The 15,880-nt window shown below is 55.5% G+C and carries 14 protein-coding genes and 1 pseudogene; 6 read left to right on the forward strand and 9 right to left on the reverse strand.

Annotated elements, in window-relative coordinates:
- Positions 1-106 precede the first annotated feature (106 nt).
- From miaA to ACEQ15_RS07530, 5 genes are read right to left on the reverse strand one after another with little or no spacing between them, the layout of a single operon-like run.
- Positions 107-1,012, reverse strand: coding sequence for a tRNA (adenosine(37)-N6)-dimethylallyltransferase MiaA (gene miaA / locus ACEQ15_RS07510; RefSeq protein WP_370278510.1), 906 nt, complete (start codon positions 1,010-1,012; stop codon positions 107-109).
- Positions 1,013-1,046: 34 nt separating this feature from the next.
- Complete coding sequence (gene mutL, locus ACEQ15_RS07515) at positions 1,047-2,960, reverse strand: DNA mismatch repair endonuclease MutL (RefSeq protein ID WP_370278496.1); 1,914 nt, start codon at positions 2,958-2,960, stop codon at positions 1,047-1,049.
- Positions 2,961-2,974: 14 nt separating this feature from the next.
- Positions 2,975-4,309, reverse strand: a complete 1,335-nt coding sequence (locus ACEQ15_RS07520) for an N-acetylmuramoyl-L-alanine amidase (RefSeq protein ID WP_370278497.1) — start codon at positions 4,307-4,309, stop codon at positions 2,975-2,977.
- A gap of 9 nt (positions 4,310-4,318) precedes the next feature.
- The gene (gene tsaE / locus ACEQ15_RS07525; RefSeq protein WP_370278498.1) at positions 4,319-4,786 is read right to left on the reverse strand and encodes a tRNA (adenosine(37)-N6)-threonylcarbamoyltransferase complex ATPase subunit type 1 TsaE; all 468 of its coding nucleotides are present in this window, start codon (positions 4,784-4,786) and stop codon (positions 4,319-4,321) included.
- A 43-nt stretch (positions 4,787-4,829) separates the two neighbouring features.
- Positions 4,830-6,341 carry an NAD(P)H-hydrate dehydratase gene (locus tag ACEQ15_RS07530; RefSeq protein ID WP_370278499.1) on the reverse strand — a complete coding sequence of 504 codons (1,512 nt, stop codon included), beginning with the start codon at positions 6,339-6,341 and terminating at the stop codon, positions 4,830-4,832.
- Between the two features lie 125 nt (positions 6,342-6,466).
- On the opposite strand from ACEQ15_RS07530, the gene queG reads away from it, so the two are divergent.
- Entirely contained in the window at positions 6,467-7,591 is a 1,125-nt protein-coding gene (gene queG / locus ACEQ15_RS07535) for a tRNA epoxyqueuosine(34) reductase QueG (RefSeq protein WP_370278500.1), read from the forward strand.
- A 10-nt stretch (positions 7,592-7,601) separates the two neighbouring features.
- Here the strand turns inward: queG and orn are convergent, their stop codons facing one another.
- A complete protein-coding gene (orn, locus tag ACEQ15_RS07540; protein WP_370278501.1) occupies positions 7,602-8,147 on the reverse strand; it encodes an oligoribonuclease in 546 nt (181 codons plus the stop codon).
- A gap of 225 nt (positions 8,148-8,372) precedes the next feature.
- On the opposite strand from orn, the gene rsgA reads away from it, so the two are divergent.
- The 5 genes from rsgA to ACEQ15_RS07565 all read left to right on the forward strand — a co-directional run bounded on the left by rsgA (position 8,373) and on the right by ACEQ15_RS07565 (position 14,040).
- Complete coding sequence (gene rsgA / locus ACEQ15_RS07545) at positions 8,373-9,395, forward strand: small ribosomal subunit biogenesis GTPase RsgA (protein WP_370278502.1); 1,023 nt, start codon at positions 8,373-8,375, stop codon at positions 9,393-9,395.
- Positions 9,396-9,439: 44 nt separating this feature from the next.
- Positions 9,440-11,074 (forward strand): HDOD domain-containing protein, encoded by a 1,635-nt coding sequence (locus tag ACEQ15_RS07550; protein WP_370278503.1) that lies wholly within the window; start codon positions 9,440-9,442, stop codon positions 11,072-11,074.
- A gap of 66 nt (positions 11,075-11,140) precedes the next feature.
- Positions 11,141-11,956: a sulfurtransferase gene (locus ACEQ15_RS07555; protein ID WP_370278504.1), complete on the forward strand. Its 816-nt coding sequence runs from the start codon at positions 11,141-11,143 to the stop codon at positions 11,954-11,956.
- 48 nt (positions 11,957-12,004) lie between these two features.
- The gene (asd, locus tag ACEQ15_RS07560; protein ID WP_370278505.1) at positions 12,005-12,901 is read left to right on the forward strand and encodes an archaetidylserine decarboxylase; all 897 of its coding nucleotides are present in this window, start codon (positions 12,005-12,007) and stop codon (positions 12,899-12,901) included.
- Positions 12,902-13,008: 107 nt separating this feature from the next.
- On the forward strand, positions 13,009-14,040 hold the full coding sequence (locus ACEQ15_RS07565; protein WP_370278506.1) for a folate-binding protein YgfZ: 1,032 nt from the start codon (positions 13,009-13,011) through the stop codon (positions 14,038-14,040).
- A 180-nt stretch (positions 14,041-14,220) separates the two neighbouring features.
- Here ACEQ15_RS07565 and ung read toward each other — a convergent pair whose 3' ends face one another.
- The 3 genes and pseudogenes from ung to ACEQ15_RS07580 form a co-directional block, all read right to left on the reverse strand.
- Positions 14,221-14,913, reverse strand: coding sequence for a uracil-DNA glycosylase (gene ung, locus ACEQ15_RS07570; protein ID WP_370278507.1), 693 nt, complete (start codon positions 14,911-14,913; stop codon positions 14,221-14,223).
- Between the two features lie 4 nt (positions 14,914-14,917).
- Positions 14,918-15,349 carry a hypothetical protein gene (locus ACEQ15_RS07575; RefSeq protein ID WP_370278508.1) on the reverse strand — a complete coding sequence of 144 codons (432 nt, stop codon included), beginning with the start codon at positions 15,347-15,349 and terminating at the stop codon, positions 14,918-14,920.
- 263 nt (positions 15,350-15,612) lie between these two features.
- Positions 15,613-15,880: pseudogene (locus ACEQ15_RS07580) on the reverse strand (IS4 family transposase); the annotation flags it as partial.

Here is a 15,880-nt window from a genome sequence, read left to right on the forward strand (position 1 = left end):
TCCTGAAAAAATTTTCGTTATATATTTGTTTATAATTTTTTACGGCTGTACTACAAAACACCTGCATTTTAGACCACAGGCACATTTTTTAGCAGCCAGCCTGTCATTATATAATGACCGAGTTAACCAATTTCAAGGCTTTATCCGTAATATCTCGATCATTTGTATCCAACCAGTTCAGATTTTCCCAACTTCGTAGCCAGGTAATCTGTCTTTTTGCTAACTGGCGGGTCGCTACAATCCCTTTGTAGCGCATGGTTTCATAATCCCATTGTCCGGAAAAATACTCCCACATTTGGCGATAACCAACACAACGAACCGATGGCATCGACAGCTCCAGGTCACCACGCTCCCACAATGCACGCACTTCCGCTTCAAAGCCCTGCTCCAGCATGATATCGAAGCGCTGCTCAATACGTTCATGCAGCACAGAGCGCTCGGGCGGCATCACTGAAAGCGAGATCACCGGGCTATCCAGCTTTTGCGCCTGCTGCTCAGCCCAGAGTTCGGTCATGGAGCGACCGGTAATCTCGTACACTTCCAGTGCACGTTGCAGACGCTGTGAATCGTTCGGGTTCAAACGCTCGGCCGATTGCGGATCCACCTCAGCCAGGCGAGCATGGATTGCAGCCCAGCCCTTTTCCGCGGCTTCGTCCTCAATCCGTTTACGAACGACAGGATCAGCCTCCGGCAAGTTGGCCAGCCCGTTCAGTAGAGCATGGAAATAGAGCATAGTTCCGCCGGTCAGCAACGGAATTTTTCCCGCTTTGTGAATACGCTCGATCTCGGCCAGAGCATCGCTACGAAAATCCGCCGCCGAATAGGCTTCAGCCGGGTCACGCAGGTCGATCAGACGATGCGGGTATCGGGCCAGCATCTCCGCATCCGGCTTGGCGGTACCGATATTCATATCCCGATAGATCATCGCCGAATCCACGCTCACAATCTCACACGGCAAGCGGTCGTAGAGTTCCATCGCCAGTGCGGTTTTACCGGACGCGGTCGGCCCCATCAGAAAAACTATCGGAAGTTGGGTACTGCTCAACTTACTGACCTCGCATAAAGAGCTTGTCCAGATCAGCCATACTCAGCTGAGTCCAGGTTGGGCGGCCGTGGTTACACTGACCGCTACGTTCTGTCATCTCCATATCCCGCAGCAGTGCGTTCATCTCGGGAACGGTCAGCTGACGGTTTGCACGTACGGCACCATGACACGCCATGGTCGCCAGCAGTTCGTTGATATGGTTTTCAATTCGGTTACTCACACCGTACACCAGCATATCCGCCAGCACATCCCGCACCAGCTGCTCGACATTACCTTTGGCCAGCGACACGGGCACCTGACGGATCACCAGGGTTTCTTCCCCCATACGTGCCAGCTCGAAGCCCAGGCGCTTGAATACCTCTTGCTGCTCATCGGCGCAATCCGCTTCACGCTGACTCACGGCCATGCTCAGTGGTACTAACAGCGGCTGGCTGCGCACCACTTCGGTCTCGTAGGCTTTTTTCATGCGTTCATAGACGATACGTTCGTGCGCCGCATGCATATCCACGATCACCATACCCTGCTCGTTTTGCGCGAGGATATAGATACCGTGCATCTGCGCCACGGCATAACCCAGTGGTGGGCACTGCTCGCCGTTGCTTTCGGGCATAACCGGTGCCGCAGCGGCCGAGCCAGTCATTGGCTGCGCAAAGGCGGCGGGAGTTTCAACAGATTGCGATAAAGCTGGCGCGACAACCTGAGCATCTTGGTCACTATCCGGATGCAGGGATGCATAACGCCCAATCTGGTCGGCAACACCTCCGGCTGTTGGACGCGGAGACGCATTAAATGACATCCGCCCCTGCTCAAAGGTCATCGGCGCAGGTTGTGAACTGTCCGGCACCTGACCGGCCGGGCTGCTCAGATTGCCTGCTGGGGTGGACTGTGCCGCAACCTGCTCGTCCGGCCGCGCATCGGCAATGACCCGATGGATGGTGCGGAACAGGAAGTCATGCACCAGGCGACTTTCACGGAAGCGCACTTCATGCTTGGTCGGGTGTACGTTCACGTCCACCAGCGCCGGATCCAGCTCCAGATACAGCACATAGGCCGGATGACGCCCATGGTAGAGCACATCCTGATACGCCTGACGTACCGCATGGGAGACTACCTTATCGCGAATAATACGACCGTTCACAAAGAAGTACTGCAGATCCGCCTGACTGCGGGAGAAGGTTGGCATACCGATCCAACCCCACAGACGTAACCCGGACGCCGCCGCTTCCATATCCACTTTCATGGCGTTATCCACAAAGGCGGAACCACACACGGAGGCAATACGGCGCTCGCGTTCGATCTCGCTGGCTGCCTGGCGCAACTGATGGATCACCTTACCGTTGTGGCGCAGCTGGAAACCCACATCAAAGCGGGCCAGGGCCTGACGTTTTACGACTTCTTCCAGGTGCTTAAATTCCGTCTTTTCTGTTTTCAGAAACTTGCGGCGTGCCGGTGTATTGAAGAACAGGTCACGCATCTCCACCGTTGTACCTTCGGGGTGCGCGGCCGGAGCCAGCACCGAATCCATCTCACGCCCTTCGGTCTGCACCTGCCACGCGGCATCCCCCCCTGCCTGACGGGAGGTCATGGTCAAACGTGACACGGAACTGATACTCGCCAACGCCTCACCGCGGAAGCCCAAGGTTGAAACCGCTTCGAGATCTTCCAGCTCATAGATCTTGGAGGTTGCGTGACGACTCAGCGCCAACGGCAGATCGTCCTTGGCGATACCACCGCCGTTATCACGGATACGGATCAGCTTCACGCCGCCCTGTTCGATCTCCAGGTCGACCTTATCTGCGCCGGAATCGATGCTGTTTTCCAGCAATTCTTTAACAACGGATGCGGGGCGTTCAACAACCTCACCCGCCGCAATCTGGTTGGCCAGCCGCGGCGAAAGCAGATGGATTCGTTTCATGTAGGGAACCTGGATTAACTCGAAGGAATTCGCAGCACCTGACCCACACGGATACGGTCAGTGGTCAGTTTGTTGGCGTCGCGTAGCGCTTTCAGCGGTACGCCGTTACGTGATGCGATCACAGACAGGGTATCACCCCGCACAACTTTGTAGGTGCGTGCGGAAGGTGAAGATGTTTGCGCCTCAGCAACGTAGGTCATCATCGGCGGCTTACGGGCAAAATGGGAGGTAATCCCAGCGTGAATCGCCTTGGCCATCTGCCGCTGATAGCTGCGCGTTTTCAGCTTTTTCGCTTCGCCCGGGTTGGAGATAAAGCCGGTTTCCACCAGCAATGATGGAATATCCGGTGATTTCAGTACCACAAAACCCGCCTGCTCCACCGTAGGCTTGTGCATACGGGCAAAGCGGGAGATGTTCTTGTGAATGTTCTTGGCCACCTGGCGGCTGTCGGAACGGCTGGCGGTCATCGACATATCCAGCAACACACCGGCCAGTACGTCGTCCTTGTCTTCCAGGCTCACACTGCCCACACCACCGATCAGGTCGGCGCTGTTCTCTTTGCGCGCCAGCCAGCGGCCCACTTCACTGGATGCGCCACGCGGCGACAACACCCACACCGATGCCCCGCGGGCACGGGCGTCTTTAAAGGCATCCGCGTGGATGGAAACAAACAGATCAGCGTTCTGCTTACGGGCTTTTTTGGTACGGCCGCGTAGGCTGATGTAGTAGTCGCTGCTGCGGGTTAACACCGCTTTGTAACCCGGAGTTTTGTCGAATAGTTTTTTAAGGTCCTTGGCGATTGCCAGCACGACATCCTTCTCACGCACGCGGCCGGGTCCGATAGCTCCCGGGTCATCGCCGCCATGACCGGCATCGATCGAAACAATAATGTCGCGCACTTTGCCGGTCGACTGCGGTTTATACACCGCCTTTTTCACCACCTGCGGTTTGTCTTCATCGTAGAGATCGACCACCAGACGGTGACCGTATTGCTGATTCGGCTTCAGAGCAAAACTCTTTGGTCGCACCGCGCGCTTCATGTCCAGCACGATACGCAGTTGCTTACCGTTTTTGCCTTTGCGAATCTGCTTGATCGGGCTTTTGCTGAGCGCCAGTTTGGAGATATCGGCACTCATGGTGGAGGAATCCACATCGAGTACGATGCGATCCGGCTTCTTCAGGGTAAAGATTTTGTGATCCGCAGGACCGGACAGGTCAAACACCAGACGTGCATGATCCGGTGCCAACCAGATACGCACATTCTTTACATTTGCCGCATGCACCGCTGACACGCCGAAGCAGAGTATCAGCAGCAATACTGTTCTAAAACCTGTCAGAAAAGCCGTCATCCTGATCTTTTACGTTGTTTGCTCCAAGAGTTTATCGGCCAACTGCTGGCCAAACTGAGTCTCCGGTTGCCATTCGATGCGTCGCCCCTGCCCTTCAACAGTGATGGACAACGTCAGATCGGGTTTTGGCAGGATCCCCGCGCCCTTATCGGGCCACTCAATCAGACACAGTGCCTGATTGTCAAAATAATCACGAATACCCAGATACTCAAGCTCTTCCGGGTCCGCCAGACGATACAGGTCAAAATGGTAGACCATATTCTCGGCCAGCTCGTAGGGTTCCACCAGCGTATAGGTCGGACTCTTAACCGCACCTGTATGTCCAAACGCCTGCAACACCCCACGACATAGGGTAGTTTTCCCCATTCCCAGGTCTCCCTGCAGGAATACCACGCCCTGGCCTTTGCTGGCTTTTGCCAGATCGCTGCCAAAAGCCACCATCGCCGCTTCGTCGGCTAACACTCGCTGATACTGCATCTGAACTCTATGTTCCGTTAAGGCTACTAAATTTACATTAAGGCTACTGTCCGTTGATCACATGGGGCAGCGCTGTGATCAGGTCGGTCGCCACCATACCACGTTCGCCCTGGTACTCAGCAACGCGATCGGCGGCCATCGCATGAAGGTACACCCCCATACGTGCTGCATCGACCGTTCTCAGTCCCTGCGCCCACAAGGCGCCTATGATACCCGAAAGTACATCGCCCATCCCACCGGTCGCCATGCCCGGATTGCCTTTATCACACAGATACAGTGCATCGCCGTCGGTCACCAGCGATCCAGCTCCTTTCAACACCACGGTACCACCGCAGGCTCGCTGCAGACGTTCAATTGCCAGGAAACGGTCTTCCTGCAGATCCGATACAGGGCTGTCGAGCAAACGTCCGGCTTCGCCCGGGTGTGGGGTCAGTATCCAGTTATCCCTGCTGAAGCGCTCAACATCCCACTGACAGATCAGGTTCAGAGCATCCGCATCCACCACCAGCGGATTATCTGTCGCCAGAATCCGCTGCAGCATCGCCTGTCCCCAGGCACCCTGCCCCAGGCCGGGACCCACTACGATCACATCAGCATTTTTCAGCATTGGCTCCAGCTGTCCTGCACTGCTTATCCCGTGTGTCATCACCTCAGGAATACGCACCAGGGCCGCGGGAACATGTTCAGGTCGCGTAGCAAGCGTGATCAAGCCGGCGCCAGTGCGAGCGGTCGCTTCCGCAGCCATCAAGGCAGCACCACCCATGCCCAGATCACCACCTACAATCAGCACCCGGCCATTTGTACCCTTGTGGGCTGATCGAGCACGGCCAGGCAACAGCTCTTCCCGATCACTGCGGGACGTGCGGAAGGCATTCACAGGTACCTGTTCGTACACCTCTTCCGGCAGTTTCAGGTTATCGAAATAGAGCTGACCAACATGGTCCACTGCTTCGTGGGTCAATAAGCCCTGCTTCACACCAATAAAGGTGACTGTGCAATCGGCACAGACCGCACTGCCCAACACAGAACCGGTATCAGTGCACAGTCCAGACGGGATATCTACGGCCAGGACCGGCTTGCCGCTGCGATTCAACTGATCGATCGCCTGCCGTGCGCTGCCGCGCACTTCGCCACCGAGACCGGTACCCAACATGGCATCTACCACCACATCACCGGTGAACGGCATTCCCGGGCGGTAATATTCCACATCGATATTCTGTTCCAACATCCAGCGCCATGCTTCCAGCGCTTCACCGCGTAGGCGATCTGCAAAACCATCATCACCCAGACAGATAACCTGCACGTCGATACCGCGGGTTTTCGCCAGCACGGCCATCACAAAACCGTCGCCGCCGTTGTTACCGCCACCACACAACAAAGTCAGCCGTTCCAGATCAGACCAGCGCTCTTGCAGCACCACAAACGCCGCATGCCCCGCACGCTGCATCAATTTGAAACCCGGAATCCCAAATTGTTCGATAGCCGTACGGTCAAGGGCGCGGCTCTGCTCAGCCGTGTATAATGTGGCCGGCAGTTTGGTTCGGTCGAGTGACATGGTTCAGACTCCAGTACAGATTACAGTGGTGCGGATATATCAGTGTTCCTGCCTCATTATAAATCAACGCAAGCTAAACAACGTTAGTCCGAGCATCATAAGTCCGAGCAACAGCAGCAACCACTATGCCATCTTCAGCCCCAGAACAACTTAACCAACTCGCCCAGGATATAAAGACCTGGGCGCAGGAGCTGGGGTTCCAGCAGTGCGGTATCACCACACCCGACCTGAGCGAGCACGGGGATAATCTCAAAGCCTGGTTGGACGCGGGTTATCAGGGGCAGATGGACTACCTGAACAACCACTTCGAAAAACGGCTAGATCCGACCCTGCTGGTGCCGGGCACCCAACGTATCATCTGTGTACGTATGGACTATATGCCGGAAAACACCCGCAAGCTGGATACCCTGAGCAATTCCGACAAGGGCTATGTAGCCCGTTATACCCTGGGTCGCGACTACCACAAGCTGATGCGCAAGCGCCTGACCCAGTTGGGCAAGCGCATCGCCGAGCAGGTCGACGAACTAGGCTACCGTGCATTTGTGGACAGCGCCCCGGTACTGGAACGCCCGCTGGCGCAGAAAGCGGGTATCGGCTGGATTGGCAAACACGGCCTGGTGCTCAACCGCGAAGCAGGCTCCTGGTTTCTGCTGGGTGAACTGTTTATCGACCTGCCTCTGCCAATCGATCCTCCGGAACTCGAAAACCACTGCGGTCGCTGCACCGCCTGTATCGATGTCTGTCCGACAGAGGCCTTTCCACAGCCGGGCGTATTGGACGGCAGCCGCTGCATCTCTTACCTAACCATCGAGTTAAAGGGCAACATCCCCGAAGAACTTCGCAGCAAGATGGGCAACCGCATCTTTGGCTGCGACGATTGCCAGATGATCTGTCCCTGGAACCGCTTCTCCCACTTCACCCAGGAAGCGGACTTCTACCCGCGAAACGACCTGGACGATGCAGACCTGCTTGAACTGTTCAACTGGGATGAGGAGACCTTCCTGAAACGGACCGAAGGCTCAGCAATCCGTCGTACCGGCCACGAGGGCTGGCTGCGCAATATCGCAGTGGCGCTGGGAAATGGTCTGGGCGGAGAAACGGTGATCTCGGCGCTAAACACCAAACTGGATCATCCGTCAGAGGTTGTACAAGAGCATGTACGTTGGGCGCTCGACCGGCTGCAGCAGGGAGATACGCCCCAGCCGCTGCCGATTCTGTCTCATCCGGGTGTGAGACGGGTAAAGGACTAAACCTTCTACATTAAGCTTCGAGCTTAAAGAAAACTTCGCGGTAGTGGCGCAGCTCCTCAATGGAGTCACGGATATCATCCAGTGCCAGGTGCGAACCTTTTTTCTGTACACCATCCAGCACTTCCGGTCGCCAACGGCGGGCAATCTCTTTGATGGTGCTTACATCCAGATTGCGGTAGTGGAAGAAACTCTCCAGCTCCGGCATATGGCGGTATAGGAAACGGCGGTCCTGACCGATGCTGTTACCACAGATCGGGGAGGCACCTTTATCCACATGCTCCAGCAGGAACTCGATGGTACGCTGTTCCGCTTCGCGCTCATTGATGGTGCTGTCTTTTACTCGCTGGGTCAGGCCGGATTTACCGTGCTGATTGGTACACCACTCATCCATCGCGTCCAGCACTGAGTCCGGCTGATGGATCGCCATGGTTGGCCCCTCTGCGATAATGTTCAGATTGGCATCGGTTACGATGGTGGCGATCTCGATGATGTAATCGTTGTCCGGGTCCAGGCCCGTCATCTCCAGATCGATCCAAACCAGGTTGCTGTTACGCACGCCGTCACATCCTCCACTCGATTATTTAGCCTTCCCTGACCGGCACCACGGATTTTTGTAATTATCCCCGCCGTACCAAAAGGCTCGTTAATATTTTTCTATGGGTTAGAATACCTTAGCTTAGTGGTTTAGCCACCCCGACAATAGACGAAATTGTAGTTTGCATCGTCTGTTCCTGGCCCGGCAGACCGATCCCAAGACAAATAGGTAGTCCACAGCTGTTGCATGGCAAAACGTAAACTGACCCGCCGCCAGGCCTGGCGTATACAGAAAATTCAAGATGAGCGCGCCGCACGCGCCGCCAAAAAAGATGCCTCGATTGACGAGCAGCTGGACGGTGGTGACCTGGGCCCCGAGCAACACGGCCTGATCATCTCCCACTTTGGCCGCCAGGTCGACGTGGAAGCCAGCGAAGGCGAACGCCAGGGCGAGATCATCCGTTGCCATATGCGCACCAACCTGGGACAACTGGTGACCGGTGACCGCGTAATCTGGCGTGCTAATCCCGACGGCGGTGTGGTGGTAGCCAAGCTGGACCGCAAAACCGAGCTGGTACGCCCGAACCCTTACGGCGAAATGAAACCGGTGGCAGCCAACATCGACTACATCGTACTCACCATCGCAGTAGAACCACTGGCACATGCCAACCTGATCGACCGCTATCTGGTCGCCGCCGAGCTGAGCGGTATCGAGCCGGTTATCCTGCTCAACAAAACAGACCTGCTCACCGACAAAAACCGCAAGCGCATCGATACCATGCTGGAGCGCTACCAAAGCATCGGTTACCGCGTCCTGCACGCTTCCTCTTCCACCCAGGACGGCCTCAATGAACTGAAGACCCACCTGAAAGACCGCATCAGCGTTTTTGTTGGTCAATCTGGCGTCGGTAAGTCATCTTTAATTAATGTTTTGCTGCCAGGTGTCGATCTAAAGGTAGGTGAGCTGTCGGAACAGACACGCAAGGGCCGTCACACCACCACAACAGCCCGTCTTTTTCATTTCCCTGACGGTGGTGACCTGATAGATTCACCAGGGATACGCGAATTTGGACTCTGGCATATCGATCCTGATCAGTTGATCGATGGCTTCAGGGAGCTACGAGAACACACCGGGCACTGTCGGTTCCGTGATTGCAAACACGAACAGGAACCGGGCTGTGCACTGAAAGATGCCATTGCGGAAGGCAAAATCAGTGAAGCACGCTGGCAGAGCTTCAGGCACATCCTCGCGTCACTGGATGAGCAGTAGAGCGCCATAGTAACCGAGGGCAGTTGAGCAACGGACGAAGGCCGATGAGTTTGCAGGAATCGCCACAGGATCTGGGCGGCTGGATCCATTATCTGAAAGATAAGACTCTGCCGGTGCGCGGCAGCGTTAAGCAGCGCCTGTTACAAGCTGTGGAGAGTGACGCCACCACCCTGCAGACGCTTTGCAATCTGATCAAATCAGACCCGGTGGTCTGCCTGCACCTGGTACGTGTGGCCAACAAACTGCACAGTGAAAAAGGCTCTGCCGTGACCAGCATCGAACACGCGGTGCACTCCCTCGGCTTTGACCGTATCCAGCAGACCATCGAACAGCTGGAGCTGATCCGCCTGAACGCGGGCTCGGTCTCCCACAAACTTTTCTTCCGTTCCACCGCCAACAGCCACCACGCCTCCATTCAGGTACGCGAATGGCTGAAGGGCAAAGGCAACGTCTTTGCCGAAGAGCTACAGCTGGCAGCATTGCTCTACGGTATTGGCCACTGGATGATGTGGCTGCACGCACCACTGCACATGAGCCTGATCCACCAGAAGATTCGCGAGAAAGACGTGGATGTTGTGCTGGCGGAAACCGACGTGCTGGGTTGTACCATCCAGCAGATCTCACACGATCTGGCGATGGAGTGGGGCCTGCCGGAACTGGTGATCGAAAGCCTGGATCATGAAACGTCCCCGGGTCGCGACATTATCGACCTGATGCATCGCCGCTCCCTGAAAGATCCAACCATCGACGATGAAGAGCGCCGTGAACTGAACCACCTGGTGCAGCAAAAGTACTTCCCGGTCAAACTCTCCAACTGGTTGGCGATCACCGCTGCGTTTGGCTGGCGTCAGAAAAAGACCAAACAGCTGAGCATGATCATTAGCGACTACCTGTGCGAACACACCGCCGAGGTCGTAGGCAAACTGCATCAGAACTGCGCCACCGCCGCCCGTATCTACAATGTGCCAGGCACCCTCTCCCACGCAACCGAACTCATTATGCTCGAGTCGGACCTGGTACCAAGCTACAAGATCACCCCTAAAGAATTGAAAAGCGTGGTGATCGAGTGTCCACGACCGTCGGTTGAGCAGATACGCCTGCGTTCCCGTCCGGAAGAACAGGAAATTATCCGTACGGCCTATGCGCCGGTGGAGATCGAGTTTAAGAACGAAGAGCTGTTCAAGAAGCTGGCGGTCGCCTTTATCAAGGGTTCCCCCAAGATCAAAACCCAGGGCCATGTCCTGCAGTGCATACATAAAGCACTAGCAGACGGCCTGGGTATGCGCCACGTGACCCTGCATCGGGTGCACAACAGTCAAATGGCTACGGCCCTTTCATCCGGCCTACCAAAAGACAACGCCCTGGCCAGCTACCGTTTTGACCTGGAGATCCCAAGTATCTTCAAGCGTCTGTGTGATAAACCCGGTTATCTCTGGATCACACCACAAACCCGTGAAAAGACCATCAATGCCCTACCGGAAAGCTACCACAGCTTTATCCCGGAGAGCGGTGCCATCCTGATGTCGCTGTTCGACGGAGACCAACCCGTGGCGATTGTGCATGCGGATAACCGCGACCATGCGATCGACGATTTCCACAACAAACGCACCCGTTATATCTACACGGCAGCCGGACAAGCCTTCAAAAACCTGACCACGAGCAATTCCATGAGCAGTTGAGGAAGCTGAGATTCCTGCCACTTTGCTATATGATGCGGTTCATAGAGTTATTTTCGGAACCGTTGTATGAGTTTACCTCTTGTAATCGAAGCAGCAGAATTGGCAGAAAACCTGTCCAATCCTAACCTGCTGATCATTGATCTGTCCGACGAAGAGACCTACAACCAGGGTCATATTCCCGGTGCAGTGCGTGTCGATAGCTCCCGACTGATGTTGGGTTCCGGTCCTGTACCCAACAAGCTACCCACCGCCGAACAACTTAGCGCCCTGTTCTCTGATCTGGGCCTGACTGCAGACACCCATGTGGTGACCTATGACAACCAGATGGGCCCACTGGCGGGTCGTATGATCTGGACCCTCAACCTCGTGGGACACCAGAACTGCTCGTTCCTGAACGGCCAGCTACCCGCTTGGCTTGAAGCGGGCCAACCTCTGGAAACAACCGCAAACACCCGCGAACCCAATCAGTTTTCGGCACAGATCGATACGGACTATGTAGCCGATGTTGCGTATATCAAAGACCACCTGCGCGATACACACACCGTAATCTGGGATGCCCGCTCCGGCGAGGAATTCCGTGGTGAGAAGATCGTGAACGCGCAGAAAGGAGGACACATTCCCGGCGCCCGCCTGTACGAGTGGACCAATGTGATGGTTGCTCCGGGCAGCGACACCCGCCTACGCCCTGCTGCTGAGATCCTGGCCGAATTGGACCGCCTCGGCATCAGCACCGATAAGGAAGTAATCACGCACTGCCAGACCCATCGCCGTTCGGGCCTCACCTATCTGGCAGCCAAACACCTGGGCTTCAGGAAGATCCGCTGCTACGACGGCTCCTGGTTCGAGTGGGGTAACCTGCCCGATACACCGGTCGAACAGTAATCAGTTCTAACCGTACTACCGAATTCAGTCATTAACGGATACACAACCTTGAAAGACACACTCTTTATCTTGATGCAGCATATCCTGCCGCAGCATCTGATTTCCCGTTTTGTAGGCCGTATCGCGGAATGCACCAATCCATGGGTTAAGAACACCTTTATCAAGTGGTTCGCCAAACGTTACAACATCAACATGTCCGAAGCGCTGGTTGAAGATCCGACCGCGTATACAAACTTCAACACCTTCTTCACCCGTGAACTGAAACCGGGTATCCGTCCGATCGATGCAGCGGACGACGCGATTGTCAGCCCGGCCGATGGCGCTGTAAGCCAGCTGGGTGATATCGAGCACGGCCGCATTTTCCAGGCCAAAGGCCGTGGTTACGGCCTGGCTACCCTGCTGGGTGGCGACCAGAAACTGGCTGACCAGTTTATCAATGGCTCCTTTGCCACCATCTATCTGTCCCCGAAGGACTATCACCGCGTACACATGCCGTTCACCGGCACGCTGCGTGAAACCATCTATGTGCCGGGCGACCTGTACTCCGTCAACCAGACCACTGCCGCCAACGTGGATCAGCTTTTTGCCCGCAACGAACGCCTGGTGGCTATCTTTGATACCGAGCGAGGTCCTATGGCGATGGTACTGGTAGGCGCGATGATCGTGGCAGGGATTGAAACCGTCTGGTCCGGTCACGAAGCACCACGCATCAAAGCACCTGTACGTACGGCCTTCCAGGCCGAGCCGCAGGAACCAATCACCCTGCAGAAAGGTGAAGAGATGGGCCGCTTCAAGCTAGGCTCAACCGTGGTGCTGCTGTTTGGTGAAGATGCTGTTAACTGGCAGGATCATCTGCAGGCGGACAGCCCGCTGCGCCTGGGCGAGCGCATTGCCACCAGCACTGCAGCTGCCGAGAACAGCAACGACGACAGCGCAGCCGCCTAATCCCTTACATTCTATCGGCTGTAGGTCGCGACAAAATGACCTAAAATTCGAGGGCGGAGCACAACCACTCCGCCCTCGAATATCAGATGGATAATGCACGAGAAGCTATGAGCAACTGGATTGAAAGCCTGCAAGCACAAGGCGCCGTGATCAACGCGGATAACACAGTCAGCCTGAACACCGATGCTAGCGGCGGTACGGTTATTCCACTGCTGCACCAGCGTGTTCTTACTGTTACCGGCCCGGACAGTGAAAAATTCCTGCAGGGTCAGCTGAGCTGCGACCTGGCACAGACCCGCGCCAGCGGTAGCTCAATGGGGTCCCACTGCAACATCAAGGGCCACATGATCAGCCTGTTCCGCGTAATTACTATCGCGGATGGTTTCATGCTCCGCCTGCACAACGATATCCACGATATCGCCGCTCAGACGCTGGGTAAGTACATCGTCTTCTCCAAGGCAGAGATCACGAAATCGGAGGATGCCGTTGTAGGTATCGGCTTGCAGGGTGAAAACGCTGCAGAGCTGGCGAAGATTGCCGTATCGGAACTGCCAGCAGAAACCAACGGCGTGAGCCTGCAAGGTGACCGCACTCTGGTCTCCGTGCCGGGTGGTCGCTACGAACTGTGGCTGCCACAGGAAGACGCGGTTGCACTGCTGCCTGACCTGCTGGCGGTGGGCCAGCTGGGCGACAGCAACGACTGGCTGCTCAGCGAAGTCCGCGCTGCTATCCCGGATCTGCGCACGGCGACCATTGAAGCTTTTATTCCACAGATGACCAACCTGCAGGCCCATGACGGCGTCAGCTTCACCAAGGGCTGCTACACTGGCCAGGAGATCGTGACCCGTCTGCAACACCGTGGCCAGCTGAAACGTCCGATGTATCGTCTGAAAGCTACCTGCGAAACTGTGCCCCAGGCGGGCGACACCGTATTCAGCGACAGCAAAGAAAATGCCGGCCAGGTGGTGATTGCTGCGCGCAATGAAGCCGGTGAATGCGAACTGCTGGCAGTGGTGATCAAGGAACAGGCCGACAACGATACTCTGCATCTGCAGTCACAGGACGGTCCGGTGGCAAGCGTTGAAGCACTGCCATACGAGCTTGATCCTAAGATGTTTGAGGCGAAAAACCGCCTCTAAGCATTCAAGCCTAAGATAAAAAACGCCCTGACTGGTTACAGTGCAGGGCGTTTTTTATGGTTCATCGTCAGACAGCGTGGAACCGGGAAAGCAACTAGGTTGCGAACCCCAACAGGCATAGGGCAATGTTGCGTCGATGTGTTGGGCATCGCTCCGCGATGGCCAACCTACGTTTTTTGCTCAGCTTTCATTCGCTTCAGGTGGCAACTGCCAGTTGATCGGCGCTTTGCCATGCTGCTGCAGGTAGTCGTTAGCTTGACTGAAGTGACGACAACCGAAGAAACCACGGTGCGCCGCCAGCGGTGACGGGTGTGGTGCCTTCAGCACCAGGTGGCGCTGGGTATCTATAAACGCCCCTTTTTTCTGTGCATAACTGCCCCACAATAGGAACACCACGTTCTCACAACGCTCATTCACCAGGTGGATCACCCGGTCGGTAAACTGCTCCCAACCCTGCCCCTGGTGGGACGCCGCCTGACTCTGCTCTACGGTCAGCACACTGTTCAGTAGCAACACACCCTGCTGTGCCCAGCTTTCCAGGTAACCATGGCCAACCGGTGCCACACCCAGATCGCTGTTCAACTCTTTGTAGATATTCACCAGTGACGGTGGAATCTTGATCCCCGGACGCACCGAGAAACAAAGACCGTGCGCCTGATCCGGCTGGTGATACGGGTCCTGCCCCAGGATCACCACCTTCACCTGATCCAACGGTGTGGTTTCCAGAGCATGGAACCATTTGGTCGAATGTGGATAGATCACTTTGCGCTGCGTTTTCTGCTCGTGCAGAAACTGCTTCAGGTTCAGCATATACGGCTGTTCAAACTCGACAGCCAACCCCTCTTGCCAGCTTGGCGCTGCTTCCAGAACCATACGTTCAGGACTCCCCACAATTCTTGTTTATCAGATCCGCTTTGGTCAGCACCTTGCGGTGCCAGAGTGAATAGTACCTTACTTTACCGGGTGCATGAGACACTACCCCAGAGATCAGGATCACCAATAAATAGATGCCTGACTGTGGTTCATCAAACAACCAGAATACCGTCGAGAGCAGGAGCAGTTTAAGAAAGATCGCCTGGCCCCTTAATTGCAGCAGCCAGATACCGTCCACATAAACCGCCATCGCCGCCATCAAGAGACCACTCAACACCGCCATCCAGAGATAGGGCATCCACTGGCTCTCGGGCAGGTGAAACAAATAGGCTCCCGCCAGCCCGGCGATCCCTATCAGGTGGAGCGTGCGCAAAGTGATGCTCAGCCAGCGTCGGCCCGGAAAATCACGCTTATCGATTGGGAATAACCAGCTCACTTGCACTCCTTTCTAACAATCGCAGTCCAACCTCTGATTGTAGAGGCAGATAACCGACTTCACGAGTAGTTTTCAGATGCGATATTTTCACACACGCAAACCCGCAGCAGCCACCTCATTACCTAGTCTAATGGGTGTTGAAAAAACGGAATTGGGGCAGATCAGTTAAAGCGAATACTGTTGTGGCAGGTCAACGCTATTCAGGACGAGACACAGGCACAAAAAAGGCCGCCCTGAGGCCACTGCTGTCCCATAGTTTTTGATCATAAAGGGATCCTCAGTTGAGGATCCCTTTTTTGCTTATCTGGTGGCTCTGGATTTAATAGCTCAACCAGTGGTTTTCGCTCAAATAAACTCACCTGACGTACCCGCATGATGCGTTGTACTGTCCAACCCTTTTTGGCGCAGTGACGAGAATATGCCACTAGCAGGTAGCTGATCCTGGCGATCCAGATCTGTGTCATCACTGCATTTTTAGAACTCCCTAAAAATGCCTTAATTTTCAGATTTTGCTTAATCGCTTTGAAGAAC

The sequence above is a fragment of the Pontibacterium sp. genome (assembly GCF_964228735.1).
Classification (GTDB): domain Bacteria; phylum Pseudomonadota; class Gammaproteobacteria; order Pseudomonadales; family Balneatricaceae; genus Pontibacterium.

Bases quoted from the DNA above. Each gene is read 5' to 3' on its own strand.
- tsaE (WP_370278498.1), bottom strand. From the start codon at position 4,786: ATGCAGTATCAGCGAGTGTTAGCCGACGAAGCGGCGATGGTGGCTTTT.
- miaA (WP_370278510.1), bottom strand. From the start codon at position 1,012: ATGGGGCCGACCGCGTCCGGTAAAACCGCACTGGCGATGGAACTCTAC.
- rsgA (WP_370278502.1), top strand. From the start codon at position 8,373: ATGGCAAAACGTAAACTGACCCGCCGCCAGGCCTGGCGTATACAGAAA.
- ung (WP_370278507.1), bottom strand. From the start codon at position 14,913: ATGGTTCTGGAAGCAGCGCCAAGCTGGCAAGAGGGGTTGGCTGTCGAG.
- mutL (WP_370278496.1), bottom strand. From the start codon at position 2,960: ATGAAACGAATCCATCTGCTTTCGCCGCGGCTGGCCAACCAGATTGCG.
- queG (WP_370278500.1), top strand. From the start codon at position 6,467: ATGCCATCTTCAGCCCCAGAACAACTTAACCAACTCGCCCAGGATATA.
- ACEQ15_RS07550 (WP_370278503.1), top strand. From the start codon at position 9,440: ATGAGTTTGCAGGAATCGCCACAGGATCTGGGCGGCTGGATCCATTAT.
- ACEQ15_RS07520 (WP_370278497.1), bottom strand. From the start codon at position 4,309: ATGACGGCTTTTCTGACAGGTTTTAGAACAGTATTGCTGCTGATACTC.
- ACEQ15_RS07565 (WP_370278506.1), top strand. From the start codon at position 13,009: ATGAGCAACTGGATTGAAAGCCTGCAAGCACAAGGCGCCGTGATCAAC.
- ACEQ15_RS07530 (WP_370278499.1), bottom strand. From the start codon at position 6,341: ATGTCACTCGACCGAACCAAACTGCCGGCCACATTATACACGGCTGAG.
- ACEQ15_RS07555 (WP_370278504.1), top strand. From the start codon at position 11,141: ATGAGTTTACCTCTTGTAATCGAAGCAGCAGAATTGGCAGAAAACCTG.